The 26,188-nt window shown below is 61.6% G+C and carries 20 protein-coding genes; 7 read left to right on the top strand and 13 right to left on the bottom strand.

All coding sequences use genetic code 11. The features are described from left to right. Positions 1 to 4 precede the first annotated feature (4 nt). Complete coding sequence (locus N1058_RS09010) at positions 5 to 1,897, top strand: bifunctional sugar phosphate isomerase/epimerase/4-hydroxyphenylpyruvate dioxygenase family protein (RefSeq protein WP_265517186.1); 1,893 nt, start codon at positions 5 to 7, stop codon at positions 1,895 to 1,897. A 972-nt stretch (positions 1,898 to 2,869) separates the two neighbouring features. Beyond that, entirely contained in the window at positions 2,870 to 4,525 is a 1,656-nt protein-coding gene (locus N1058_RS09005; protein ID WP_265517185.1) for a BCCT family transporter, read from the top strand. 191 nt (positions 4,526 to 4,716) lie between these two features. On the opposite strand, the gene N1058_RS09000 is transcribed toward N1058_RS09005, so the two are convergent. After that, the gene (locus N1058_RS09000; protein ID WP_420847959.1) at positions 4,717 to 5,553 is read right to left on the bottom strand and encodes a GlxA family transcriptional regulator; all 837 of its coding nucleotides are present in this window, start codon (positions 5,551 to 5,553) and stop codon (positions 4,717 to 4,719) included. A gap of 576 nt (positions 5,554 to 6,129) precedes the next feature. Between N1058_RS09000 and N1058_RS08995 the strand changes: the two genes are divergently transcribed. From N1058_RS08995 to N1058_RS08980, 4 genes are all read left to right on the top strand, one after another. Next, entirely contained in the window at positions 6,130 to 6,879 is a 750-nt protein-coding gene (locus tag N1058_RS08995) for an electron transfer flavoprotein subunit beta/FixA family protein (protein WP_265517183.1), read from the top strand. Between the two features lie 16 nt (positions 6,880 to 6,895). Continuing rightward, a complete protein-coding gene (locus N1058_RS08990; RefSeq protein WP_265517182.1) occupies positions 6,896 to 7,831 on the top strand; it encodes an electron transfer flavoprotein subunit alpha/FixB family protein in 936 nt (311 codons plus the stop codon). Positions 7,832 to 7,944: 113 nt separating this feature from the next. Then, positions 7,945 to 10,506, top strand: coding sequence for a GcvT family protein (locus N1058_RS08985; RefSeq protein WP_265517181.1), 2,562 nt, complete (start codon positions 7,945 to 7,947; stop codon positions 10,504 to 10,506). 223 nt (positions 10,507 to 10,729) lie between these two features. Next, a complete protein-coding gene (locus N1058_RS08980; protein WP_265517180.1) occupies positions 10,730 to 11,764 on the top strand; it encodes a GlxA family transcriptional regulator in 1,035 nt (344 codons plus the stop codon). 6 nt (positions 11,765 to 11,770) lie between these two features. Here the strand turns inward: N1058_RS08980 and N1058_RS08975 are convergent, their stop codons facing one another. Beyond that, entirely contained in the window at positions 11,771 to 12,847 is a 1,077-nt protein-coding gene (locus N1058_RS08975; RefSeq protein ID WP_265517502.1) for an FAD-binding oxidoreductase, read from the bottom strand. Between the two features lie 13 nt (positions 12,848 to 12,860). After that, complete coding sequence (locus N1058_RS08970; RefSeq protein ID WP_265517179.1) at positions 12,861 to 14,099, bottom strand: aromatic ring-hydroxylating oxygenase subunit alpha; 1,239 nt, start codon at positions 14,097 to 14,099, stop codon at positions 12,861 to 12,863. A gap of 153 nt (positions 14,100 to 14,252) precedes the next feature. Here N1058_RS08970 and N1058_RS08965 point away from each other — a divergent pair, with 153 nt between their 5' ends. Further along, a complete protein-coding gene (locus N1058_RS08965) occupies positions 14,253 to 15,137 on the top strand; it encodes a LysR family transcriptional regulator (protein WP_265517178.1) in 885 nt (294 codons plus the stop codon). Between the two features lie 71 nt (positions 15,138 to 15,208). Here the strand turns inward: N1058_RS08965 and purU are convergent, their stop codons facing one another. The 10 genes from purU to N1058_RS08915 form a co-directional block, all read right to left on the bottom strand. Next, entirely contained in the window at positions 15,209 to 16,093 is an 885-nt protein-coding gene (gene purU / locus N1058_RS08960; RefSeq protein WP_265517177.1) for a formyltetrahydrofolate deformylase, read from the bottom strand. A gap of 12 nt (positions 16,094 to 16,105) precedes the next feature. Beyond that, positions 16,106 to 17,515, bottom strand: a complete 1,410-nt coding sequence (locus N1058_RS08955) for an L-serine ammonia-lyase (RefSeq protein ID WP_265517176.1) — start codon at positions 17,513 to 17,515, stop codon at positions 16,106 to 16,108. Continuing rightward, the gene (glyA, locus tag N1058_RS08950) at positions 17,516 to 18,790 is read right to left on the bottom strand and encodes a serine hydroxymethyltransferase (protein WP_265517175.1); all 1,275 of its coding nucleotides are present in this window, start codon (positions 18,788 to 18,790) and stop codon (positions 17,516 to 17,518) included. Between the two features lie 18 nt (positions 18,791 to 18,808). After that, positions 18,809 to 19,363, bottom strand: coding sequence for a sarcosine oxidase subunit gamma (locus tag N1058_RS08945; protein WP_265517174.1), 555 nt, complete (start codon positions 19,361 to 19,363; stop codon positions 18,809 to 18,811). A 13-nt stretch (positions 19,364 to 19,376) separates the two neighbouring features. Next, on the bottom strand, positions 19,377 to 22,367 hold the full coding sequence (locus N1058_RS08940; RefSeq protein ID WP_265517173.1) for a sarcosine oxidase subunit alpha: 2,991 nt from the start codon (positions 22,365 to 22,367) through the stop codon (positions 19,377 to 19,379). Next, the gene (locus tag N1058_RS08935; RefSeq protein WP_265517172.1) at positions 22,364 to 22,666 is read right to left on the bottom strand and encodes a sarcosine oxidase subunit delta; all 303 of its coding nucleotides are present in this window, start codon (positions 22,664 to 22,666) and stop codon (positions 22,364 to 22,366) included. Before N1058_RS08935 ends, N1058_RS08940 begins: the two co-directional genes overlap by 4 nt. A 12-nt stretch (positions 22,667 to 22,678) precedes the next feature. Next, a complete protein-coding gene (locus N1058_RS08930; RefSeq protein ID WP_265517171.1) occupies positions 22,679 to 23,932 on the bottom strand; it encodes a sarcosine oxidase subunit beta family protein in 1,254 nt (417 codons plus the stop codon). 146 nt (positions 23,933 to 24,078) lie between these two features. Then, a complete protein-coding gene (locus N1058_RS08925; RefSeq protein WP_265517170.1) occupies positions 24,079 to 24,237 on the bottom strand; it encodes a hypothetical protein in 159 nt (52 codons plus the stop codon). A gap of 137 nt (positions 24,238 to 24,374) precedes the next feature. Further along, positions 24,375 to 24,494, bottom strand: coding sequence for a cation transporting ATPase C-terminal domain-containing protein (locus N1058_RS08920; RefSeq protein ID WP_265517169.1), 120 nt, complete (start codon positions 24,492 to 24,494; stop codon positions 24,375 to 24,377). Between the two features lie 413 nt (positions 24,495 to 24,907). Further along, complete coding sequence (locus tag N1058_RS08915; RefSeq protein WP_265517168.1) at positions 24,908 to 25,945, bottom strand: IS110 family RNA-guided transposase; 1,038 nt, start codon at positions 25,943 to 25,945, stop codon at positions 24,908 to 24,910. Positions 25,946 to 26,188 lie beyond the last annotated feature (243 nt).

Here is a 26,188-nt window from a genome sequence, read left to right as displayed (position 1 = left end):
TTCGATGAAGACCTCCATTGCGACTGTTTCCATCTCTGGGGACCTTCCCGAGAAGCTGGCCGCCATAGCAGCCGCCGGTTTCGACGGTGTGGAGATATTCGAAAACGATTTTCTCACCTTCGACGGCAGCCCGAGCGACGTGGGGCGGATGGTGCGCGACCATGGGCTGGAAATCTCGCTGTTCCAGCCGTTTCGCGATTTCGAGGGCATGCCCGAGCCACAGCGCAGCCGCGCCTTCGACCGTGCCGAGCGCAAGTTCGACCTGATGGGAGAGCTCGGCGCCAACCTCATGCTCGTCTGCTCCAGCGTCTCGCCGATCGCGCTCGGCGGCATAGACAGGGCAGCGGCGGATTTCCGCGAGCTGGGCGAGCGGGCCCGGCGCCACGATATCCGCGTCGGCTACGAAGCGTTGGCCTGGGGCCGGCACATCAACGACCATCGCGACGCATGGGAAGTAGTGCGCCGCGCCGACCATGCCAATGTCGGTATCATTCTCGACAGCTTCCATACGCTCGCGCGCCAGGTCGACCCCGATACGATCCGCTCGATACCCGGAGACCGCATCTTCTTCGTGCAGCTTGCCGATGCGCCCAGGATCGACATGGACCTGCTTTACTGGAGCCGGCACTTCCGCAATATGCCGGGCGAAGGCGATCTCGATGTCCTCGGGTTCATGCGCGCGGTCGCGGCGACCGGCTACAGCGGGCCCCTGTCGCTCGAAATCTTCAACGACCAGTTCCGCGGCGGCTCACCAAAATCGATCTCTATCGATGGGCATAGGTCTCTGGTCTACCTTATGGACCGGGTACGCCGGAGCGAGCCCGGCATAAAGATCGCGGTGCCCGACATGCCGGAGCGCGTAGCCGTCGACGGCGTCGAGTTCATGGAATTCGCAGTGGACGAAGAGGAGGCCAAGGAACTCGGTGCGATGCTGCACACGCTTGGCTTCGCTCGCGCTGGCCGGCACATTTCCAAGGATGTCGAGCTCTGGCGGCAAGGCGGCATCAACATCGTCATCAACACCGAGCGGCAGGGCTTTGCCCGATCTTCCTATGTCGTCCACGGGGCCTCGGTCTGCGACGTCGGGCTGAAGGTGGCCGATGCGGAAGCGACGGTCCGTCGGGCACGGGCGCTGGGCGCGGAACCTTTCGAGCAGCCCGTAGGGCCTGGCGAACTGAAAATCCCAGCGATCCATGGCGTTGGCGGCGGCATCATGCACTTCATCGATGCCAAGAGCGATCTCGCGCGCGTGTGGGAGATCGAATTCAGGCCGGCCACCGACGAGGCAAAGCCCCGCGACGCCGGCCTGACCCGCATCGACCATGTCGCCCAGACGATGGACTACAAGGAGATGCTTACCTGGCTGCTCTTCTACACCTCGATCTTCGCCACGCGGAAAATGCCGATGGTCGACGTCGTCGATCCGGCCGGGCTGATACGCAGCCAGGCGATCGAATCCCACGACGGCGGCTTTAGAGTCACGTTGAACGGGGCGGAAAACCGGCGGACGCTGGCCGGCCATTTCCTGGCCGAAAGCTTCGGCTCCGCCGTCCAGCACCTTGCCTTCGAGACCGGCGACATCTTCGCCACCGCCGAGGCGCTGCTTGAAAACGGCTTCCATCCGCTCGTCATTTCGCCCAACTACTACGACGATCTCGACGCCCGCTTCGGTCTCGACGGGGCATTCCTCGACCGCCTGAAAACCTGCAGCATCCTGTATGACCGGGACAACGGCGGAGAGTATTTCCAGCTCTACAGCCCGAGCTACGGGGAAGGCTTCTTCTTCGAGATCGTGGAACGGCGCGGCGGCTACCGCGGCTATGGCGCCGCCAACGCCCAATTCCGCATCGCCGCCCAAAAACGCCACATGCGTCCAACCGGCATGCCCAAGTTTTAATGCGTAATCTTACGATAGCGCTCGAAAAGGCGGGAGGAATCGAATTGGCTGAAGGAGCTGGCACACGGATCGCAGCGCTTCAGGTACCCCTGTAACGTCGATCAATGTCTGCAACGGGCCCGTAGCAGTCGACCGCGATGGGGTATCCACGGGCTGCTTAGCGTGCCATTTCGCTCTCCTCCCGCAACCCCTCAAGAGGCGTTCGGGATGACAAGGAGAAGAAGGTTCGCGCCGCACGGTAGCGTTCGAGCCAGTGGGCGTAAGGGGTGGGCAGCGTCCAGGCGGCGCGGTTAACGCCGAGTTTTGCGGCAACTGCATAGGGCCAGTGCGGGTCCCGAGCAGCGGCCGGTCAAGCATGACGAGGTCGAGCTGATCGTTGCGGATCAGTCCGTCCGCCTGCTCCGGCTGGCTGATGTACCAGGTTGTGGAGGTAGGCAGGCCGGCTTCCTCGCGGACGCGGGCGGCGAGCGATGACGCACGCGTCCGGCTGTCAACTGCCAACGGCGGTTTATGAACGTGTGGCATTGCCTCCGGCATTCATCAGTTGATGCCGCCAGCCATCGACTGAGCCCCCGCCCCTATCGTCGCCTTCTTACTGCTCCTTCGTCGCAAATGCTCTGCTCTGTTTACTTCCAAGCCTCCAATATTTCCGAAATGGGGAAGTTCACCAAGAGCAGGTTACCTGCCGAGACAAGTCAGGGAGCATTGGGTGCAGCTTGAAAACCGTTGCATGACTTGCGCCTCGCGCGAGCTTGTTCAAGCGCGCTTCGGTTCATGTCGCAGGCACTGCCGAGCGGGTCGCCACTGCGAACGCCGAGACAACACTCCATGACCTGAAAAACTGCGGCCTCCAAGGATACCCGTTCACGCATTCGCGGCGACGCTAGCCTCCCATCACAAGACAAAAAAGAAGGTCCAATGAAAATGGACATCGAAAACGGACAATAACCGTAAGCCCGTCCAAAAAGGGGAATGCTCTTGACGAACGTATACAACGCCGAAGACACCAATGCGAACAGCCCATCGGAAAGTCTGCAGGGAGGACTGATCGAGACCGACTATACTATCGGTCGTGACAATATCGAAGGCTCCGTAGGTCCGATTGGCTTCGACGTCCATAATCCAGTTTTTGCGATCTCCGCGATCGCGGTCATAGCCTTCGTAGTGTTCACTTTATTCCTGCCTGAACAGGCCAACACGATCTTCAGCGCGCTCTTTTCCAAAGTGACCAAGGGCTTCGACTGGTTCTTCCTGGGTGCGGCAGATATATTTGTCATTCTCTGCCTCGTTCTGGTGGTCAGCCCCTATGGCAAGGTCCGGCTGGGCGGTCGCGACGCGGTGCCGGACTTCAGCTATATCAGCTGGTTCTCGATGCTGTTCGCCGCGGGCATGGGAATTGGCCTCATGTTCTACGGCGTATCCGAACCCCTCAGCCATTTCTCGTCATCCCTCGGCGGCACCACCTTGGGAGCGGACGGCGTGCGCACGGACTGGGCACCGCTTGGCGCTGTGACCAGCCAAGACGAAGCGATCCGGCTCGGCATGGCGGCCTCGATTTTCCACTGGGCGCTGCATCCCTGGGCCATATACGCGATCGTCGCGCTGAGCCTTGCCTTGTTCAGCTACAACAAGGGACTGCCGCTAACCATCCGCTCGGCATTCTACCCGATCTTCGGTGAACGGGTCTGGGGTTGGCCGGGGCACATCATCGATATCCTCGCGGTCTTCGCGACACTCTTCGGCCTCGCTACTTCGCTTGGCCTCGGCGCGGCTCAAGCCAATGCGGGCTTGAACGAACTCTTTGGCATTCCGGTCAGCACCACCTCGCAAGTCGTCCTGATCATCGGCATCACCGCGATCGCCCTCGTGTCAGTCATTCGCGGCCTCGAAGCCGGGGTGAAGCTCCTCTCCGAGATCAACATGGGGATGGCGTTCCTGCTGCTCGTCTTCGTGCTCGTCGCCGGACCGACACTGCTGCTGGTGACCGACGCCGGAAAATTCCTGCTGGCCTATCTCGAATATCTGCCGGCTCTGTCGAATCCGGTCGGGCGTGAAGATATCAACTTCATGCAGGGCTGGACCTCGTTCTACTGGGCGTGGTGGATTTCCTGGTCACCCTTCGTGGGCATGTTCATAGCTCGCGTAAGCCGTGGCCGAACCGTGCGCGAGTTTATCATCAGCGTATTGCTGATCCCCTCACTGGTCTGCGTGATCTGGATGTCCGTTTTCGGCGGAGCGGCGATCAATCAGGTCGTAAATGACGGATACTCCGCCGTTCAGAATGCAGAACTACCGCTTCAGCTCTTCGCAATGCTCGACGCGCTGCCGCTCTCGACCATCACGTCTTTCGTCGGAATCATTCTGGTGATCGTGTTCTTCGTGACGTCGTCGGATTCTGGATCGCTGGTAATCGACACGATCACTTCCGGCGGAAAAGTGGACGCTCCAGCCCCGCAGCGCATTTTCTGGTGCGTATTCGAAGGCATTGTCGCAATCGTCTTGCTCTTGTCGGCAGGCGGTCTGACTTCGCTGCAGTCCATGGTTATTTCGACCGGTCTGCCGTTCACGGTCGTCCTGCTAGTGATGTGCGTCGCCATCTGGCGTGGCCTTGCCAGCGAACCGCGATAAAGCGCCAACAACCCGCCCTGCGCCCGCTGCCGCTTACTGCGTTTCGGCTGCGGGCGCTTTTTCTCGGGTACTGTCCTTTGCCATGTAAAAGCCTTGCCCGAACGCGCTTGGACAAACGGCGGCGTTGCGCGCCCACCCATCGGAGTGGCCGGGCAGCGATGGCGCGTCACGGATCCGTAAAGGGCGGTCTGTCAATCCTGCGCCGCAACGGAGCGGCGCAACGCCTGCGGCGTGGAACCGAAGCGGCGTCGGAACATTCGGCCCAGATGCGAAGAGTCGCAGAAGCCGCAGTCCACCGCTATCTGGGCAATGGACTTCCCGGTCGTTTCGATGAGGTGGTGCGCTAGCGACAGGCGGATGTGAAGGAAGGCTTCCTGTGGCGACAGATCGAGCGCAGCGCGAAAATGGCGTTCGATCTGCCGTTTGCTGTGCCCCATCCGGCGCGCGATCTCCTTGACCGATAGAGGCGTGTCGATGTGCTGCTGCATGATGAGCAACACACGCAATACCAACGGATCGCGCACCTTGAAATCGAGCGTGATACCCGGCTGGGGTTTCTCGGCGTGCAGTGCATCGTCGATGATCATGATGTGCAGGCTCTTGCTTGCTTGCGCCCGCCCGACATGCTTGTCGACGAGATAAGCGGCGAGATGCGCCGAACTCGCGCCGCCGGAGCAGGTCAGCCGGTCGCCGTCGACGACAAAAATCTGATCGGCAACCGGCCTGAGACCTTCGAATTGTTCGAGAAAATCGGCGTGATGAAACCAACTCACGCAACAGCGATAGCCATTGAGCAGCCCGGCTTGATGCAGGAGAAATGCTCCGGTACAGATGCCAACAAGCGGAACGCCTGCAGCCGCAGCCTGATGCAGGTAGCGCGTATACGCAGAACCGAGGCTCGGGGTTTCGTCCATCAGCCCGCCAACGACGACGACATAGTCGAACTTGGTCGGATCCCCCAACCGTTCCTGAGGCTGTACTGTGATACCGCAACTCGACAGCACTGCATCCATGGTGTCGGAGAGCACGGTCCATTTGCACAGGATGGGCCGGCTGCGATCTCCTTCGTCGGCGGCCAGTCTGAGAACGTCGACAAAATTGGCGAAGGCGCAAAGGGTAAAACGTTTGGCAAGTATGAAGCCGACCGACAGCCGTGTTTCCTCCGGCCGCGGTCGCAAGGCCCTTGCGCTCACGGCGTGCGGTCTTGCTCTCTGTTCCGAGCGTGGGTCCATCATTCTCGTGCAATGATATTTTGCTTCATACTGTCGTAGCGATAATCTCGCGTTGACGCAATCATACTATTTTCCCCTAAGGATTCGTCGCAATACTGCCCTCCCGAAACTGGAATCTGGAATCCCTGCACGAACTCGTGATCTTGAGCACGGGCAAGTGATAGAGGGGAAAACACAGCCCGCTTCCGCAGGACGGATAGGTGCCCGGAGTTCAGTTCCGCAGATCCCGCCGTGGATCGAAAAAGCAAGCGGGGCGTCGCATCGGTACTTCGCTCCCGCGCCTTCGAAACAGAACACAAGCCCGCCAAATGTGCGGAATCGGTTCATGAGCTTAGCATGCCCGGCTCGGGGGTCTGGCAGGGAGGAAGAAAGATGAAGATACTGGTGCCCGTTAAGCGGGTCATCGACCACAATGTGAAAATCCGCGTAAAGACGGATGGGAGCGGAGTCGATCTCGCCAATGTCAAGATGTCGATGAACCCGTTCGACGAAATCGCTGTCGAAGAGGCCATCCGCCTAAAGGAAGCGGGCAAAGCCGATGAGGTCGTGGTTGTCTCGATCGGCCCGGCTCAGGCGCAGGACGTTTTGCGCACCGCGCTTGCCATGGGCGCGGACCGGGCCATTCTCATCACCGTGGACGGCACAGTGGAGCCGCTGACTGTCGCAAAACTGCTCAAGGGCGTGGCCGAGAATGAACAGCCGGGGCTGGTGATCCTCGGCAAACAGGCGATCGACGACGATGCCAACCAGACCGGCCAGATGCTCGCCGCGCTGCTTGGCTGGTCCCAGGCCACTTTCGCCTCCAGGATCGATCTTGGCGCGGATCGCGCGAAAGTGACCCGCGAGGTGGACGGAGGGCTCCAAGTCATCGATGTGCGCCTGCCCGCAATCATGACAGCCGATCTGCGCCTGAACCAGCCGCGCTATGCCTCGCTTCCGAATATCATGAAAGCCAAGAAGAAGCCTCTGGAACAGAAGACCCCGCAGGATTTCGGGGTAACTGTGGAGGCCCGGCTTCGTGTCCTGCGGACCGAAGAACCCGCTGTGCGCCAAGGTGGGATTAAAGTCGCGAACACCGCCGAGCTGTTCGACAAGCTTAAAAACGAAGCTGGCGTCATCTGATTGAACGGGGAACGAAATGGCTATCCTTCTTTTCGCAGAGCATGACAACGCCGCGCTTTCGGATCAGACCGCAAAGGCTCTGGCCGCAGCTTCTCGGATTGGCAGCGACATCGACGTGCTGATCGTAGGCAAGAACGCTGGATCAGCAGCTGAGGAGGCAGCATCGCTTGCAGGCGTGCGCAGCGTGATCCTTGCCGAGGGCAACGCACTCGAGCATCGTCTCGCCGAACCGACTGCCGAGCTGATCCTCTCACTGAGCGGCAATTATGATACCATCGTCGCGCCCGCCACGACGACGGGCAAGAACGTGCTGCCGCGTGTCGCCGCCATGCTAGACGTGATGCAGATTTCCGAGATCACCGAAGCTATTTCCGCCGACACGTTCAAACGGCCGATCTACGCCGGCAACGCCATCGAAGTCGTGCAGACGACCGATGCCAAAAAGGTGCTGACCGTGCGCACAGCGGCTTTTCCTGCAGCCGGAAAGAGCGGTACGGCCGCGCCGATCAAGATCGTCGAAACCGGGACTGCAGGAGCTGGTCTCTCGAGTTTCGTCGAGAACATCTTCTCCAAGAGTGATCGCCCCGAACTCGGCTCCGCGAAAATCGTGGTCTCCGGCGGTCGGGCGCTCGGCTCCGAGGAGAGTTTCCGCAAGGTCATCAGCCCGGTCGCAGACAAGCTAGGCGCCGCCATAGGTGCTTCCCGTGCGGCTGTCGACGCCGGCTACGCTCCGAACGATCTGCAGGTCGGCCAGACCGGCAAGGTCGTCGCTCCCGAGCTCTATATCGCTTGCGGGATTTCCGGTGCCATCCAGCACCTTGCCGGCATGAAGGATGCGAAGGTGATCGTGGCGATCAACACCGACGAGGAAGCACCGATCTTTCAGATCGCCGACTACGGAATCGTGGGAGATCTCTTCGAAATCCTGCCCGAAATGGAACGTCAGCTCTGATCATACCACCGCAGACAACTACATGATCGACACGTCCTTTGACCTGCGTATAGGCTGAGAAAGTTGCCCGCCATGTACTGCAAAGAACGATCGTTTTAGAGAAGGAATGAGAAATGTCAGCATTTCCTGAAAGGGCAAAGGTTGTCATCGTCGGACTTGGCGGCATTGTCGGCGCCTCAGTGGCGCATCACCTCATCGAACGCGGCTGGGACGACATCGTCGGCATCGACAAGTCGGGCATTCCCACCGATATCGGCTCGACGGCGCATGCATCCGATTTCTGCTATGCAACGAGCCACGACCTGCTCTCCTGCTGGACTACGATGTACTCCATCAATTTTTATGAGAAGATGGGGCACTATGCGCGTATCGGTGGCATTGAGGTCGCCCGCGTCGGCGATGACGGGCGCATGGAAGAGCTGAAGCGCCGCGTCGACTCCGGCAAGGCTTTCGGCACCAACGTCAAGATCATTTCGGCGGCAGAGGCCAAGGAGAAGTTCCCGCTCCTCGAAGAGGACCAGATCCAGGGCGCAATGTGGGACCCGGATGCGGGCCTGGTTACCCCGCGCTCACAAACCGTTGCAGGCAAGCTCGTTGATCAGGGAGTGTCCGCCGGCAAGCTCAGGACCTTCGCCAACACCTCCGCCCTCTCGCTCATTGTCGAAGACGGCCGGATCAAGGGCGTCGTGACCGAACGCGGCACCCTCCATGCCGATCACGTGGTGGTCTGCGCAGGCCTTTGGGGCCGCCTCATTGCCGAGATGGCGGGCGAGGACCTTCCGGTCATGCCGGTGGATCACCCGCTGACATTCTTCGGCCCCTATGACGAATTCGCCGGCACCGGCGTCGAGATCGGCCGCCCGCTGCTCCGCGACCAGGGCAACTCCGCCTATATGCGCGACACGGGAGACCCCAAGACCACCGAGGGCGGCCAGATCGAGTGGGGCTATTATTACGAGAAGAACCCGCGCCTCGTGCATCCGCGGGAGATCCTCGAAAAGGAAGAGGCGCGTCTATCGCCCTCTCAGCGCGATCTCGAACTGGAAGACGTTCTCGAGCCGCTCGAGCGCGCCATGGAACTCACCCCGATTCTCACCGAACTCGGCTTCAACGAGGGGCATTCGTTCAACGGCCTGCTCCAGGCCTCGACCGACGGCGGCCCATCGATGGGCGAAAGCCAGAAGGTGCGCGGTCTGTGGTATGCAGTGGGCATCTGGGTCAAGGACGGCCCCGGCATGGGCAAGCTCATCGCCGATTGGATGACCGACGGGCGCACCGACATCGACCACCATGGGATCGATTTCGCGCGCTTCAACGAATTCCAGCTCGACGAGAAATATATTCACGGCCGCTGCGAAGAAACGGCTGCGAAGATCTACAACCCGCCGGTGCACCCGCGCGAGCCTTTCGCCAATGGCCGCAACATCCGCCGTTCGCCCTTCTATGAGCGCGAGAAGGAACTCGGCGGCTATTTCATGGAGCTCGGCGGTTGGGAACGCGCGCATGGCTATGCCGCGAACGAGCACCTTTTGGAGAAATACGCCGACCGCGTGCCGGTGCGCGAGAACGAGTGGGACAACCGCCATTTCTGGCGTGTCTCGAATGCCGAACATCTCGAGCTGAGTGAGAATTGCGGCATCATCAACCTTTCGCACTTCCACATCACCGACATAGAGGGGCCCGACCATGTCGCGCTGCTGGAATGGCTTTGCGCCGCAAAGATCGGCGGCGACAACAATATCGGCAAGGGCATCTATACCCATTTCCTCGACGACGATGGCATGGTGCGCGCCGATTTTACGGTAATGCGGATGGAGGATCGCTGCCGTCTGATCAACGGTGCGGATGCCGGTCCGCGCGACTTTCATTACATGCGCCGCGTGGCACAGGACAAAGGCCTGGACGTCACCATCACCGATGTGACCGAGAAATACATCACCATCGGTATCTGGGGCCCGAACGCTCGGGAGAATCTCCAGAAAGTCGTTGAAGAACCCAATGCACTGCTCCCGGAAAACTTCCCCTTCGCAGCCATTCGCCGGATCAAGATCGTGGGCAAGTCGGTTGCCGCCTTTCGCATCTCCTATGTCGGTGAACAGGGTTGGGAACTGCATATGGCCTATGAGGACGGCCTTGCTGTTTGGGATGCCCTGCGTTCGACGGGCGTGATCGCGGTCGGTGTCGAGACCTACGCCAACTCGCGCCGTCTCGAGAAATCCTTGCGCCTGCAGAATGCCGATCTGTTGACCCAGTATAATCTCTACGAAGCGGATCTGTCCCGGCCTAAGGTGAAGGAAGCCGACTTCCGCGGCAAGGCAAAGCACCTGGAATACCGATCACGGGAGCATCAGCCGGCCAAGCTCTGCACCCTCGTGATGGCCGACAACACCGACAGCAAGGGCGTCGCGCGATACCCGGTAGGCACACTTCCGGTGCTCGATCCCGAAACCGGCGAAACCCTGATCGACGCGCTTGGCCGTCGGTCCTACACGACATCCATCGCTTTCGGCCCGAGCATCGGGGAGAACATCGCTCTGGCCTATCTTCCATGGGAGTACTGTCAGGAAGGCCGTAAGCTAAATGTCTCCTATTTCGATGAGATTTATCCCGTCGAAGTCGTGGGTGTAGGCTATAAGCCGCTCTACGATCCGGAGAACTTGAAGCCGCGCACCTAACGACTTGGCCGGGAAGTCTTCGGTCTCGCGCTCCCGAACGGCTTCGATGCAATCCCGAAGGACCACGGCGTACCTATTCGCCGTGGTCACCTTGGCTGCAAGACCCGCACCCGCACCCCATTCACCGCGCTCGGTCATCAAGTGCGCTGTCCGTGAGCGCGAAGACTTACTTCAACCACAACCTTCAGGTATATTTGCGACATCAAACCTGAAGGATATCGACATGCCCCTTTCCATTGGGCGCCCCAGAAAGCGCCTTCGCGTTGCCTTTCTCTTGGCCGACCGCTTCACGCTCTCCGCCTTCGCGAATTTCGTGGACGTTCTGCGGCTGGCAGCCGACGAGGCCGACCATTCCCGCCCGATCCTCTGCGACTGGTCGGTGCTTTCGGACAGCCCGCAAGCCATTCGGTCAAGCTGCGGCGTGCGCGTGCAGCCCGACACGCGGCTGCGCCACGCGGAAAACTACGATTACATCGTCGTGGTGGGCGGGCTGATCGGAGACAGCGCAGCGTTGAACGGCGAAGCGCTGGCCTTTCTCGAAGGCCGAGCTGCGGCGGGAACGCCACTCGTGGGGCTGTGCACCGGCGTGTTCATTCTGCAGCGGATGGGATTGCTCAAGGGGTATCGTTGCTGCGTGAGCTGGTTCCACCACCAGGACTTTCTCGACCAGTTCGAAGCGGAGACCCCGATATCGGACCAGATTTTCGTCGTCGACCGCGACCGCCTAACCTGCTCCGGTGGGCACGGCGCCGCACATCTGGCAGCATTCCTCGTGCAGCGGCATGTCGGCCAGTCGGCCGCCATCAAGAGCCTGAACATCATGATGATCGACGACGCCATGGGCGGCGATAAGGCACAGCCCGGACAAGCCCTCACCCGCCGTGCCACGGATGAGCTAGTCAAGCGCGCCGTGCTGCGAATGCAGCAACATGTCGAGGTGCCCAAGACCGTCGAGGATTTGGCACGCGAGTTGGGCGTTGGGCGCCGCACGCTTGAGCGGCGTTTTCTGGCGGATCTGCGCCAAACGCCCCTCAAGGCCTATCTGGAACTGCGTCTGGAACGGGCGCTGCAGCGGCTTCGCAGCACCGATGCCACGATCACCGAGATCGCGCTGGCCTGCGGGTTCTGCGATGGCCCGCACCTGTCGCGCACGCTGAAGGCGGAGCGCGGAGTAACACCGGCGGAGTACCGCAAGGCACAGGCCGGGTACGAGGAAGACCAGCCGGCGGTCGGGGTCCTGCTGCCCAATCGGAACTGATCCACTTCAGAGATTGAGCGTAACCTTGCCTTTGGGATGCGAGCAGCAGGCGAGGATGTAACCCTCATCGATCTCGTCTTCGGTGATACCGCCATTGTGCACCATATGGACCGTCCCGGCTGTCTTGCGGATCTTGCAGGTCCCGCAGACACCGAAGGTACAGCCCGAGGGGATGGCAATGCCCGCCGTCCGCGCCGCGCTGAGCACAGTCTCCGTCTCTGGGCACAACTGGGTAACACCCGAAGCCTCGAAGTTTATCTCGGCCAGTACGTCCTCTTCGGGCAGATCGTCGTCCAGCAGCGGTGCTTCGATCAGTGAAGCGACCGGTTGCTGAGGAGCATGGAAGCTTTCCTGATGATAGTGATCCATATTGAAACCGAGGCCGAAAAGCGCTTCCCGCACCGCCTGCATGAAGGTCTCGGGTCCGCAACAGAAAACTTCGCGTTCAAGATAGTCGGGCGCCATCAGGCCGAGCATCAGCTGATTGAACCGGCCCTGGTATCCGGTCCAAGGCTGATAGATGTCCGGCGCTCCCACCACCCATTTCAGATCGATTCCTTCCATGCGCGAAGCCATGTGCTCAAGCCGCTTGCGGAAGATGATATCGGAGGGACGGCGGGCGCAGTTGACGAAGACGATGTCGCAGGGACGGCCGAGATCGAAGATTTGTGTGGTCATCGACATCATCGGCGTGATCCCGGAACCTGCCGAGATGAAGAGATATTTCTCCGCCTGATGCTCTGCCATGGTGAAGCGCCCGGCCGGGCCCGATGCCTTGAGCAGCATCCGGGGCCGCAGGTTCTCGATCATCCAACGCGTGCCGATGGAATTCTCCTGCGCCTTGACGGTGACCGTCAGGGACAGCGGTCGCGAAGGAGAGGATGAAATCGTGTAGGTCCGGTAGAGCGGCCCGCCCGGCACAGGCAGTTCAAGAGTGATGAACTGCCCGGCCAGAAAGCCGAAAGGCCGCCCCGAGGGGGCCTGGAAGCATACCGTGACCACGTTCGGCCCTTCGGGAAGGATCTGGACACATTCCAGCATCTCGTCGTCGGTCCAGAACGCGCTGGCGGCTACTTGCTGCATATTCATCGAAGTCTTACTCCGCTGCGATAGCCACTGGGGCATGCGCCTCGCGCATCCGGGAGAGATACCAATCCAGGAACTGCATCACGCCGTCTTCATGCGAGGCGGAATAGGGTCCGGGCTCATATGCAGGCGAATTGATCCCCTGCTGATTGTCCTCCACCACGCGACGATCCTCGTCGTTTGTGTGTTCCCAGACCCTTGTGAGGTTTTTCAGGTCGTAATCGACACCCTCGACGGCATCCTTGTTTACCAGCCAGCTGGTGGTGACTTCGGTCTCCGTCGGGCTGATCGGGTTCACACGGAAGGTGATCGAGTGATCCGAGAGCAAATGGTTCCAGGTGGTCGGATAGTGGAACATCAGCAGCGTACCGGCGTCGAGGAAGGGAACGCGCCCCAAACGCTTCTGAACCGCGATCTTTCCATTCACCGTGTAGCTTTGAGCACCGTCCAGCAACGGCATCCGGGCAACGCGGAACTGGCCATTCTGGTCGATCTTGAAGCGTGACGGCGCCCCGGCAGTCTCAAGGCGGTTGAAGTGCTTCTCGACCGTTTCGGGAAAAACCCCGTCGGGATTGACGCCTGTGATGGAGGGATCCTCGGGATAGGTGCGGCAAAGGTCGGGGTGATTGGCCGCGCAATGGTAGCACTCGCGGTTGTTCTCCCATACGAGCTTCCAGTTGCCTTTCTCCACGATGGTCGACTGAAAGGCCACCTTCGCGTTCGCCAGATCATGCACAGCAAGATACGGGGACACAGCCTCGGCGAAAGCATCGAAATCGGGCGCCGCATCCGCAAGGCAAATGTAGACCAGGCCCGCAAGATTGCGGCAGTGCACCGGTTTCAGGCCGTGATCGGCCGGGTTGAAATCCGGGCCCATACCACGGGCCCAGAGCAGCCTCCCGTCGAGATCGTAGGTCCACTGGTGGTAGGGACAGGTGATCTTGGCGACACGACCCTGGCTGACACGGCACAGAATCGAACCGCGGTGACGGCAGGAGTTATGAAACGCGCGGATCTCGCCACTCCCATCGCGCAGGACGATGACGTCGTAGGCGCCGATTTTCAGACGCTGATAGCTGCCCGGCTTGTCGAGCTGACAGGCGGGAACCGCGAAAAGCCATTGCCTGTAGAAAATCGCTTCCAGGTCAGCCTCGAAAACTTCAGCAGAGGTGTAGAAAGCCTGCTGAAGTGCACGGCCGGGCGTGTGCTGCATCAGCATCTCAGAAAGCTTGGCGGTGTGGCTAGCCATACTCGGTTCCTATGCCGGGAAATAATGCGTGCACGAAGCCATCGCGGCGTTAAATTGACAATTGGCAAAATTCTAACCTCAGTTTAGCCTGAGTAAACTCATCACCCGAATAACACATTCGCGACATTCCTCGCCTTAAAACGACAAGCCCCTATGCCAAAGCCGTATGACCTACCTCCCCTCGGTGATCTTGCCTGTTTCGAAGCTGCCGCACGGAATCTTAGCTTCAAACTGGCCTCATCCGAAATGAACGTGACGCCCGCCGCGGTTAGCCACCGCATCAGGGCGCTGGAACACGAGTTGGGACAACTGCTCTTTACGCGGCATTATCGTGGCGTCGAACTCACGGAGGCTGGAGCCCTGCTCTTCGTCTCGCTGCAACGCGGCTTCGAAACGATTTCTGACACCGTTGCGCGAATCCGAACCCTTCACGACAGGACGGGCGTCACGATCTCGGCCACGACGGCCATGAGCGGCCTTTGGCTGACACCGCGCCTGGCCGCGTTCTGGAAGTCCTTTCCCGATGTGGCGATATCGCAGGTAGTCCAGGACAGCGGGAAGACTGTAGGGGCCGATCTGAGCATCAACTACGGAGACCCCGAGCGGGAAACCGACGAGACCCGCATCCTCTTCCGGGATCGGATCCTGGCGCTGGGAACCCGTCATTTTGCCGAGGCCCACGGCATCCGCAACCTGTCCGACATGCTGAAGGTCCCGCTGGTTCACACACTATCGGCGGACAATGCCTGGACCGGCTGGCCGGAGTGGTTCGACACGTTGGGCTGGCCCGCGCCGCGCGGGCCGGGCTTCACCTTGAACAACTATCTGATTTCGCTGCAGGCGGCGGAGGACCACATCGGCGCTGTCCTGGGCTGGGAAGGCCTGGTCGGAACCTTTCTGAACAGTGGGCGGCTGGTTCAGCTCGTTCCTGAGGCGATGGAGTCGCCCTTCCCCTTCTATCTGCGCATACATGCGCGCGCCTCGGCCAATGCGCGGCTTTTTGCAGACTGGTTGGCAGAGCACGACCATCATCCCTAGGGAGAGTGTGGCGAGAGAAGAAGCTTTGGCAGGAAGCCCTGCCAAAGCCAGGCTCGCAATGGCCGGGTCGATCAACCCATCCGCTCGGAGGCATATTCTCCGGGGCTTGCCGGAAAGACCACGGTCTTGTCGCCGTTGAGGAAGACCCTGCGATGGATATGGGCGTGAACGGCACGGGCTAGCACCTGCGCCTCCACGTCGCGGCCAAGGCTCACATAGTCCGAGGCACTCTGTGCGTGTGTCACACGCACCGTGTCCTGCTCGATGATCGGTCCCTCGTCGAGGTCGGTCGTCACGTAGTGAGAGGTAGCCCCGATCAGTTTCACACCGCGCTCGAAAGCCTGTTTGTAGGGATTCGCGCCCTTGAAGCTCGGCAGGAACGAATGGTGGATGTTGATGATCCGCCCGGACATTTCCCGGCACATCTCCTCCGAGAGCACCTGCATGTAGCGGGCCAGCACCACCAGATCGGCGCCCGACTCGCGCAGGATGCGCATTTGCTCGGCCTCGGCTGCGGCCTTGGTCTCCTTCGTGACCTTGATGCAATGGAACGGAAGGTCATGGTTGACCACGACCTTCTGGTAATCCATGTGGTTCGAGATCACAGCCACAATATCGATGGGCAGCGCGCCGATTCGCCAGCGGTAGAGCAGGTCATTGAGGCAATGCCCGAAGCGCGAGACCATGATCGCAATCTTCATTTTCTCCGCCGGATCGTGAAAGGCGTAGTCCATGCCGAAGGTCGCCGCGATTTCGGCAAAGCCTTCGGATAGCGCCTCGCGGCCGCGCCCTTCTTCCGACAGAAAGCTCAGCCGCATGAAAAAGCGGTCGTTGTCGAGGTCGGAGAACTGCGAACTATCGTGAATATTGCAGCCCGCGCTGGCAAGATAGGACGCGACAGCTGCGACGATGCCGGCGCGAACGGGGCAGGAAACGGTAAGAATGAGCTGCGTCATCAGGGGCCTTTCTCAGCATTCAGGCAGGTTGACCGCGATACCTCCGGTGGAGGTTTCCTTGTATTTCGAATTCATGTCCCGGCCGGTCTCGAGCATCACCCGGATGCAGTTGTCGAGCGGCATGAAATGTTGCCCGTCGCCCCGCAGTGCCAGAGAGGCGGCCGAGACGGCCTTGATCGCGCCAAGCGCGTTGCGCTCGATACAGGGCACTTGCACCAGTCCAGCGGCGGGGTCGCAGGTCATGCCGAGATGGTGCTCGAGCGCGATCTCGGCGGCATTCTCCACCTGCTCGTTGGTGCCGCCGAGCGCGGCACACAGCCCCGCCGCCGCCATGGACGACGCCGAGCCAACCTCGCCCTGGCAACCAACCTCCGCACCCGAGATCGAGGCATTGTGCTTGATGAGCCCGCCAATGGTCGCCGCGACGAGCAGGAGATTGCGACTGCCCTGACGGGTCGCGCCGATGCAATGTCCCCGATAATAGCGCAGAACCGCTGGTACGACGCCTGCCGCGCCGTTGGTGGGTGAGGTCACAACCCGCCCGCCGGCGGCGTTCTCCTCATTCACCGCCATGGCATAGACACTCATCCAGTCGTTGGCCTGAAATGGTTGCGCGAGGTTGTTTCCCTTTTCGGCCTGCAATTGCTCGTGAATGGCCTTCGCCCGGCGCCTGACCTTGAGCCCGCCTGGCAGAATGCCTTCCTGCGTCAGACCGCGTTCGATGCAATCGTCCATCGCCTGCAGGATGCGGTCGATCTTGGCATCGAGCTCGGCACCATGCAGCACTGTTTCGTTGGCACGCTTCATACGCGCGATGGAAAGGCCCGAGCGCGCGCCCATCTCCAGCATCTCCCTGGCGGTGCCGAAAGGATAGGGAAAGGCATGGGCGGCCTTTTCGTCACGCAGCTTCGGCTGGGCAGTCTGTTGCGCCTCGAATTCGGCCGCGGTGACGACGAAACCGCCACCGATCGAGTAATAGGTCTGTTGATGATAGGTGTTGCCGGCCCTGTCGTAGGCGCGCAGGACCAATCCGTTCGCATGGCCCTCGAGCGGCGGGCCCCAATCGAAAACCAGATCCGTTTCGGGAGCGAAACGCAGTTCGCCCAGCCCCTCCGGGCGCACGACGCCCTCGCGGCGCACCTCGGCCTCCAACGCCTCGGCCCTGTGCGGGTCGAGCGTTTCGGGCGAGAGCCCGCAGAAGCCCAGGATGACCGCCCGGTCCGTCGCATGCCCCTTGCCGGTGAAGGCGAGCGAGCCATGCAGGCTCGCACCCAGACGGTGGAGTTCACCCGCGCCCGGGATCTTCTCGGCCTGACCGCGCAGATCGTCAAGGAACCGCGCGGCGGCGACCATCGGCCCCATCGTATGTGAGGACGAGGGACCGACGCCGATCTTGAAGATATCGAAGACCGACAGGAACACTCAGGCGACCGCGTTGTAGATCGGAAAGGCATTGCAGAGCGCACGCACCTCAGCCCGTACGCCGGCCTCGACTTCGGCGTCACCCTCGGGATTGGCGGCCAGCGCGTCGATCACGCGCAGGATTAGTTTGCCTATCTGCTTGAACTCCGCAGCGCGGAAGCCCCGGGTGGTGCCTGCCGAGGTGCCGAGGCGAATCCCCGAAGTCACGAAAGGCTTCTGCGGATCGTTGGGGATGGCGTTTTTGTTGCAAGTGAGCCCCGCCCGCTCCAGCGCGATCTCGGCGGCTTTGCCGGTGACGCCCTTGGGCTGCAAGTCCACCAGCACCATGTGGCAGTCGGTTCCGCCAGAGACGATACCCAAACCGCCCGCCATCAACACGTCGGCAAGCGCCCTGGCGTTCTCAATCACCTGCCCTGCATAGTCGCGGAACTCAGGCTGCAGCGCTTCGCCGAATGCCACCGCCTTGGCGGCGATCACATGCATCAACGGCCCGCCCTGGTTGCCAGGGAACACCGCGGAGTTGAGCTTTTTCGCCAGTGCCTCGTCATTGGTGAGGATCACGCCACCGCGCGGACCCCTCAGCGTCTTATGGGTGGTCGAGGTCACCACATGCGCATGCGGCACCGGGTTCGGGTAATGCCCGCCCGCAATGAGACCCGCATAATGAGCCATATCGACCATGAGATAGGCGCCGACCTCGTCCGCGATCTTCCTGAAGCCCTCAAAGTCGATCTTGCGCGGATAGGCAGAGGCGCCCGCCACGATCAGCTTGGGCCTGGTCTCCAGCGCCTTCTCGCGCAGCTTTTCCATGTCGATCAGGTGGGTCTTGGCATCGACTTCGTAGGAAACCACGTCGAACCACTTGCCCGACATGGTGACCGGCGAGCCATGGGTCAGGTGCCCACCATGGGCCAGAGACATGCCCATGATCCGGTCACCCGGCTGCAGAAGCGCGAGAAAGACGGCCTGATTGGCCTGCGCGCCGGAATGCGGCTGCACGTTGGCATACTCGGCGCCAAAGAGCCGCTTTAGCCGGTCGATGGCCACTTCCTCGACCTTGTCCACATATTCGCAGCCGCCGTAATAGCGCTTGCCGGGGTAGCCCTCGGCATATTTGTTGGTAAGCACCGAGCCCTGCGCCGCCATCACATCGGCCGAGACGATATTCTCGGAGGCGATCAGTTCGATCTGGATCTGCTGACGGTTGAGTTCCTCGGCGACGGCAGTGGCGATTTCGGCATCGGCAATCCCGACTTTGGGCAAATGGTGAAGCATGTCAGATGTCCTTCGATCTCAGAGGGCCTCGGCAGCCAGTTCGCGGCAACCCGTTTCGAGCAGGTGGCGCAGATGCGGCGCGAAGCTGTTCCAGCAATCCATGCGGAAGAGGGTCTCTTCATCGCGCAACAGCAGCACGGTCGCTCCATCGAAGAGCGTCCGGCGCCCCTCGCCCACGGCAATGGTCTCGATATCTCGCGGGCAGCCAAGGGTGAGCAGTTCGGCAGCGCGCGGCCCCTCGATCACGAAGGTAACCTCGCGGCCCGAGATCTCCACAAGGCTGTGCGGATGCGTGGCATAGACCGCCTCGCAGGCGCTGAGGACCCCGCTTGCTGCGGATTCGGGCGCATGCAGCACCCACTCATCCGGGCCAAGGCACATGGCCTGCAACATGCCCGCATCGGCGCGCGTACCTATTCGACCCGGCAGGGTCAGGCCAAGCGCGCCTTCGAGCGGTCCCAGATCGCCACGGGCGCGCAGCGAGAACCGGGCGCAGGGAGCTGCGAGGCTGACCCGCGCGGCGGTACTTTCAGCCAATATGCTCGGGGTGAGAGAACAAATCGGTGCATTCATCTTCGCCTCCGGGTCAGATCTTCAGACGAGCGTTATCGGGATCGACGAAGACCGTGCCGGTGATCTTCGCTGCGATGGTCCTGTCGGGCATGGGGATGTAGACGGTCTGGCCCGTCCGCTCCTGCCCGCCTTCGACCAGGGCCAGAGCGATGGGCTGGCCAACGGCATCCGAGTGATAGGACGAGGTCACATGCCCCACCATCCTCATCGGGATCGGCTGCTTGGCGTCGAAAACGATCTGCGCGCCCTCTTCCAGCTTCGAGCGGTCTTCGGTGAGCAGGCCGACGAGTTGCTTGCGGTCCTTCGCCGTCAGATCCGGGCGGGCAAGGCCGCGCATGCCGACGAAATCGGGCTTCTTCTTGCCCACTGCCCAACCCATGCCTGCATCATAGGGCGTGACAGTGCCGTCGGTATCCTGGCCGATGATGATGTAACCCTTCTCGGCACGCAACACGTGCATGGTCTCCGTGCCGTAGGCGGTGATGCCGTATTGCTGCCCGGCCTCCCACAGTGTATCCCAGAGCTTGCGGCCCATGGGCGCGGGCACGTTGACCTCGAAACCGATCTCGCCGGTGAAGCTCACCCGGAAGAGCCGCGCGGGCATGCCGGCCACGGTGCATTCCACGCAGGACATGTGCGGGAAGGACTCCTCGGTCAATTCCGCGCCCTCGACCAGCGGTGCCAAAAGCTTCGCTGCGTTTGGTCCATTGAGCGCTATTGTGGACCATTGCTCTGTCGTCGAGGTCAGCCAGACGTTCAGGTCCGGCCACTCGGTTTGGAGATAGTCCTCCATCATATTGAGCACCCGCGCCGCACCGCCGGTGGTGGTGGTGACGTGGAACCTGTCCTCCGACAGGCGGCCGATCACGCCGTCGTCGCGGATATAGCCGTCATCTCCCAGAAGAAGCCCATAGCGGCAGCGGCTCGGGGCGAGCTTGGTCCAGGGGTTGGTGTACATGCGGTTCATGAATTCCACCGCATCCGGCCCCACGACCTCGATCTTGCCCAGTGTCGAGGCGTCGAAAATCCCGACGCTGGCGCGGGTAGCGCGGCATTCGCGCGAAACGGCCGCATCCATGTCCTCGCCCGGCTTCGGGAAGTACCACGCCCGGCGCCAATGGCCGACAGGCTCGAAGACCGCGCCATGCTCCTCCGCCCAAACGTCAATCTGGGTCTTGCGGGTAACCTCGAAATGCGTGCCGCGGTGGTAGCCTGCGAAGGCCCCGAAGGATGTCGGCGTATAGGGCGGGCGGAAGGTGGTCAGCCCCACCTCTGGCTGTCGCTTGCCGAGCGCGTCGGCGGCGATATTGAGCCCGTTGATGTTAGACATCTTGCCCTGATCGGTCGCCATGCCGTTGGTGGTGTAGCGCTTCACATGCTCGATCGAGCGCATGCCCTCCCGCACGGCCAGCCGCAAATCCTTGGCGGTAACGTCGTTCTGGTAGTCGACAAAGGCCTTGGCCATTCCTGGGCTGCGGTCGGTCGGCAATTCCTTGTGCGACACGCCGCTCCCGGGGCGGTCGCCCTCGACTGCATAGGCTGCCGGTGCGCCGGTCTTACCAAGTGCCACCGCAACCGCGCGGCCCTTCTCGGCGCCGTCCTTCAGCGCGGCCTCGATACCCCACAGGCCGCAGCTTGCCCCGGCGATCACGCAATCCTCGGGAGTCTTGTTCGGCAGGAACGTGGTGCGGTCCTCGTCCCAGACCAGCGATCCCTTGGTGTGCGAGAAGAGATGCAGCGAAGGCGTCCAGCCGCCCGACATCAGCACCGCGTCACACTTGATCTCCTGGCCGGCACCGACCTTGCCGCCCACAACCGCGTTCACGCGCAATGAAGAGACGCGCAGGCGCCCCGAGGTGCCCGTGACGGTGTGCGAGAGCTTCACCGCGATCCCGCGCGCCCGCGCCTCGACCAGCAGGTTCTCGTGCACGCCCTCGCGGGTGTCGATGATTGCCTGCACCTTGGCGCCCGCATCCTGCAGGTCGAACGCCGCGTACCACGCAGAATCATGGCTGGTGATCACCACGGGGCGGTTGCCGACCTTGACCCCATAGCGGTTCAGATAGGTCTGCGCCGCGCCCGCCAGCATGACTCCCGGACGATCATTGCCATGGAAGATCAGTGGCTTCTCCAACGCCCCCTGAACCAGCACGACCTGCTTTGCGCGCACGCGCCAAAGCCGCTCGCGCGGCGTGTCTGCGGGCAGATCGGCCAGGTGATCGGTGAGCCGCTCGCACAGGCCGATCATGTTCTGATGGTAATAGCCGATGGCGGTGGTGCGCGTCATGATCTTTACGCCCAGCGCCTTCAGTGCGTCGAGTTCGGCGGCAAGCCAGTCCCAGGCCGGCCGGCCGTCAATCCTGGCCTGCGGCTCCGACAACAGCGTGCCCCCGGCCTCCGCATGCTCGTCGACCAGCACGATCTTCAGGCCTTCGACCGCCGCCGCGCGCGCCGCGGCAAGGCCGGCCGGGCCCGCGCCCACGATCAGCACGTCGCAATGCAGATTGCGCGAGGCATAGGTGTCCGGATCTTCCTCGGTCGGGGAGACGCCGAGACCAGCAGCGGCACGGATGAAGGGTTCGTAGACCTTGTGCCAGAAGTTCTTCGGCCACATGAAGGTCTTGTAGTAGAAGCCCGCCGAGAAGAGCATGTAGGCCGCGTCGTTCACCGCGCCCACGTCGAATTGCAGGCTCGGATACTTGTTCTGCGAGGTGGTCTCCAGCCCCGGCCAGATTTCCTGCATGGTGGCGCGGGTATTGGGCTCGAACCGGCCCGGGCCGCGCCGGGTGCCGATCAGCGCATTGGGCTCTTCGGAACCGGCGGCCACGGGACCACGCGGACGATGGTATTTGAACGAGCGGCCCATAAGATGCACGCCATTGGCCAGGAGGGCCGAAGCCACGGTGTCGCCCTGCGCGCCGCGATAGGTCTTGCCGTCGAAGGTGAAGGTCACGGGCTTGGCGGCGTTTACCCGGCCCCGTCCGGATGCGCGGAACTTGCTCATTTCTGGCTCTCCGTCAGGGTAGAGAGGTCCGGACGCGGAGCGCCCGCCTTGTAGGTGGTCAGAAAACGATCGCTTACGGTGTCGCGCACGGCGTTGAAGAAGCGCCCGCAGCCATGCATGTGGCGCCAGCGCTCGTAATGGGCGCCTTTCACATTGGTGCGAATGAACAGGTACTCTTCCCATTGTTCATCCGTCTGGTCCGAAGGACGTTCAGGACGGATAATGTGCGCCTCGCCGGCATAGGTGAATTCGGCCTCGGGCAGGGTCTCTTCGCAATAGGGACAGCGGATCAGCAGCATGGGGGGATATCCTCAGTGTGCGACAGCGGCAGCGGCGGCTTCGTCGATCAGGCGACCTGTACGGAAGCGCTCCAGCGTGAACGGTGAGTTGATCGGGTGCGGCTCGTCCTTGGCGATGGTCCAGGCGAAGGTATGCGCCGCGCCGGGCGTCGCCTTGAATCCGCCGGTGCCCCAGCCGCAGTTGACGTAGAGCCCCTGCACCGGCGTCTTGCCAAGAATAGCCGAGCGGTCCGGGGTCACGTCCACAATACCGCCCCACTTGCGCAACATCCGCATACGGTTGAAGATCGGGAAGACCTCGGTGATCGCGGCGATCGTATGCTCGATCAAGGGCAGTCCGCCCCGCTGCGAATAGGAGGTGTATTGGTCGGTGCCCGAGCCGATCACCAACTCGCCCTTGTCCGACTGGCTTATATAGGCATGGACTGCGTTCGACATCACGACGCAGGGAAAGATTGGTTTCACCGGCTCCGAAACCAGCGCCTGCAGCGGGTAGCTTTCCAGCGGCAGGCGCACGCCCGCGCTCTCCATCACCACTGATGTGTGACCAGCAGCGGAGACCGCGACCTTCTTCGCCTTGATGAAGCCCCTGGCGGTTTCGACCCCCGCGACCGAGCCGTCGGGGTTGCGCCGGATGGCTGTCACCGGGCAGTTCTGGATGATATCGACACCACGCGCCGCTGCACCCCGGGCATAACCCCAGGCCACCGCGTCATGGCGTGCCGTGCCCGCGCGTTCCTGCAGTGCGCCGCCCATGACGGGATAGCGGGCGTTCGGCGAGATGTTCAGCGGCGGGCAGTATTCCTTGCATTCTTTGGTTGTCAGCCAGCGATTGTCGACGCCGTTAAGTCTGTTGGCGTGAATGTGCCGTTTGAAGCTCTGTACGTCATGCACCGTATGCGCCAGCATCAGTACGCCCCGACGCGAATACATGACGTTATAGTTCAGTTCCTGGCTCAGCCCCTCCCAGAGATCGACCGCATGGTCGAAGAGACGCGCGCTCTCGTCATAGAGGTAGTTCGAGCGGATGATGGTGGTGTTCCGGCCCGTGTTTCCACCACCGAGCCAGCCCTTGTCGATCACCGCGACATTGGTGATCCCGTGCTGCTTCGCAAGGTAATAGGCCGCACCGAGCCCATGACCTCCCGCGCCGACAACCACGACGTCGTATTCCGCCTTGGGCTGGCTGTCGGGCCATTGCTCGGTCCAGTTCTTGTGGCCCGTCAGGGCGTTCTTGAGCAGGTTGAAGGCATTGAAGCGCGTCATGATCTAGGCCCGTCTGCTTGGAAGGTCTGACGAGCAAATTAGCGATCTGGCCGACATATTTTTTGCATTTTTGCGACTGCCAGATTGAAGATAAACGTCAGCGTGATGAAAGTGTCTGAAAAAGTATAGCCGTTTCGCGTCTCCGATCAGAGCGCGCTGATCGCCGGTGCATCATGAGCAATGCTCGACCCGAAGATTTTCGCGGAGTTTTGCGACACCTGTACGCGGGAAACCGACCGCCGGCACGCCTGCAATGGCGGCAGATCGGTGACGGCAAATTGCGTGGCGGTGACGGCAATGGCCACGGCCCAGACGACCTTCGTCCCACACCGCCGCCGGCCGAGTCAGCGAGGTGCTTTGAACATTCCGGATGAAGAAGAGGTGGAAAATTTCAAAGTACGATAAGCATGCTCATCGCCATGGTCTGCGTCAATGGCCCGGTCTATGCATAGGTGAAGATGCCGAAAGTCGCTGCCAGGAACAGAAGTGCGACCAGTGCCACGTGCCAGACGAGTCCGCCCGACAGGATCGATGCGTTCCGAGGCCGCGGTGGGCGGGCCATGGTGCCGGTCTCGGCCGGCTCGAAGGCGGTAATTGCCGTCGTTGTCTTCGATGGAGGTGAGTTCGGTTAGCGGCTTCGCAAATCGCTCGACTGCCCATGTCGAGACCGAGGCGACTGACGAGGCGCTCTAAGAGCCCTCTCTGATTGGGGTCGTTGAGGTTAAGCTACCCTGTCATTTGTTTCGGACCGATCCGCGGCTCACACGCTTCTCTTCGCGGTCGGCGCATTGGCCGCCGCATGATGGGATCAGAGAGCGAGGCGTCTCAATCTGTGCCACGACCTTGCAAGTGGTTGATCTGCAGGTTCTGGGCTCTCAACGAGATCGCCTTGCCCATCGTCACCGCGGACGATCCGGCATCACCCTTTTGGGCGAAGCTTGACAGTTTGTATTTTCTCCCTGCTCCGGTTGTTTCTCATGCTGTTGTGCCGGCGGGCTCCCTGCCATAGCGGAACTCTGTCGCGTCGACCCACATGCGATGCAGGATCGTCGCCAGCTTGCGCGCGACTGCGACACGGGCCCGCGCCATGCCGCGCCGTTTGGCGACATTCATGCCCCATGCCCTCAGGCTTGACCACTTCTTCGAGCGCACGAGCAGCGAATGAGCCGCCTCGTAGAGCGCAGTGCGGGTGAGTTCGTCGCCGCTGCGGCTGATTTTTCCCTGAATGTCGGTTTCACCGGACTGGTAGCGCGCTGGCGTCAGCCCCAGATGAGCGCCAACATTCCTCGATCGACTGAAGCGATCCGGCCGGTCAATGGTGGCACGGAAGCAAAGCGCGGTGATGGGACCGACGCCGGGAACGCTCATCAGCTGCCGGCAGACCTTCTCCGTGCGGGCGATGTCAAGAACCTGCTTCGTCAGGCGGGCGAACTCCTTCAGCATGACGCTGAGTATCGCAAGCAGCGGCTCGACCATCGCCATCACCTCGGCGTCGCCGCCGGCCAGCTCACGGACCCGCTCCGCGAAGGCGGTGCGTGAGGGCAGGCCGAGCTTGATGCCGGCCTCGCGCAGCATGGCGCGCACCACATTCTCGATCGTGCGCATCTCGTTCAGCACCGTGCGGCGGGCGACCAGCAGCGAGCGCCACAGCCGGCACTGCCGGCTCTTCACGTGCACCTGCCGATACCAGCCGGTGCGCATGATCTGAGCCAGCGCTCGTGCGTCGTTGCGGTCGGTCTTGTTGGGCATCGTTTTCATCGCCGCGTTGGCATGGCGCGTCTCGATGCAGATCGCCGCCAGCCCTTCGGCGCGCAGCCCGTCGTGAAGCCAGGCCGTCAGCGAACACGCCTCCAGCCTAATCCGTGCCAACGGCAGATCAACTTCCCGTAAGGCTTCGCTCAACGCCTCAGGTTCACTCTGCGCTCGTGCCTCCTTCACGATCTGGCCGATCTCGTCGACGACGCAGATCGCGGTCTCTTCCAAAGACACGTCAAGTCCGGCAAAATACTTCATGGCTGCTCCTTCCCGATGTTTGTGGCGATCAACATCGACCACGTTCTCACCATCTCGACAGGAGCAGCCGCCCTCAGTTGGGCTCGGCAGAAACCCCAATCACCCCATCTGTGCCGAAAGATAGGATATTCGGCTTGCGCCCCATCCTCGGACGGTGATGCGGGAAGGTGCTGCGCTTCGAGCTGATGATAGAACGTGGTCTGTCGCGACAGCCACAAGCATCAGGAAAGGAAGCGCAGCATG

Origin of the sequence: Nitratireductor luteus (genome assembly GCF_026162365.1) — a bacterium.
Taxonomy (GTDB): domain Bacteria; phylum Pseudomonadota; class Alphaproteobacteria; order Rhizobiales; family Rhizobiaceae; genus Chelativorans; species Chelativorans luteus.
Note: the sequence above shows the minus strand (reverse complement) of the source record. Positions and strands in the feature narration are given on the sequence as shown.

Coding starts and splice junctions, on each gene's coding strand:
- N1058_RS09010 (WP_265517186.1), top strand. CDS start 5: ATGAAGACCTCCATTGCGACTGTTTCCATCTCTGGGGACCTTCCCGAG.
- N1058_RS09005 (WP_265517185.1), top strand. CDS start 2,870: ATGCTCTTGACGAACGTATACAACGCCGAAGACACCAATGCGAACAGC.
- N1058_RS08995 (WP_265517183.1), top strand. CDS start 6,130: ATGAAGATACTGGTGCCCGTTAAGCGGGTCATCGACCACAATGTGAAA.
- N1058_RS08990 (WP_265517182.1), top strand. CDS start 6,896: ATGGCTATCCTTCTTTTCGCAGAGCATGACAACGCCGCGCTTTCGGAT.
- N1058_RS08985 (WP_265517181.1), top strand. CDS start 7,945: ATGTCAGCATTTCCTGAAAGGGCAAAGGTTGTCATCGTCGGACTTGGC.
- N1058_RS08980 (WP_265517180.1), top strand. CDS start 10,730: ATGCCCCTTTCCATTGGGCGCCCCAGAAAGCGCCTTCGCGTTGCCTTT.
- N1058_RS08975 (WP_265517502.1), bottom strand. CDS start 12,847: ATGCAGCAAGTAGCCGCCAGCGCGTTCTGGACCGACGACGAGATGCTG.
- N1058_RS08970 (WP_265517179.1), bottom strand. CDS start 14,099: ATGGCTAGCCACACCGCCAAGCTTTCTGAGATGCTGATGCAGCACACG.
- N1058_RS08965 (WP_265517178.1), top strand. CDS start 14,253: ATGCCAAAGCCGTATGACCTACCTCCCCTCGGTGATCTTGCCTGTTTC.
- purU (WP_265517177.1), bottom strand. CDS start 16,093: ATGACGCAGCTCATTCTTACCGTTTCCTGCCCCGTTCGCGCCGGCATC.
- glyA (WP_265517175.1), bottom strand. CDS start 18,790: ATGCTTCACCATTTGCCCAAAGTCGGGATTGCCGATGCCGAAATCGCC.
- N1058_RS08945 (WP_265517174.1), bottom strand. CDS start 19,363: ATGAATGCACCGATTTGTTCTCTCACCCCGAGCATATTGGCTGAAAGT.
- N1058_RS08940 (WP_265517173.1), bottom strand. CDS start 22,367: ATGAGCAAGTTCCGCGCATCCGGACGGGGCCGGGTAAACGCCGCCAAG.
- N1058_RS08935 (WP_265517172.1), bottom strand. CDS start 22,666: ATGCTGCTGATCCGCTGTCCCTATTGCGAAGAGACCCTGCCCGAGGCC.
- N1058_RS08930 (WP_265517171.1), bottom strand. CDS start 23,932: ATGACGCGCTTCAATGCCTTCAACCTGCTCAAGAACGCCCTGACGGGC.
- N1058_RS08920 (WP_265517169.1), bottom strand. CDS start 24,494: ATGGCCCGCCCACCGCGGCCTCGGAACGCATCGATCCTGTCGGGCGGA.
- N1058_RS08915 (WP_265517168.1), bottom strand. CDS start 25,945: ATGAAGTATTTTGCCGGACTTGACGTGTCTTTGGAAGAGACCGCGATC.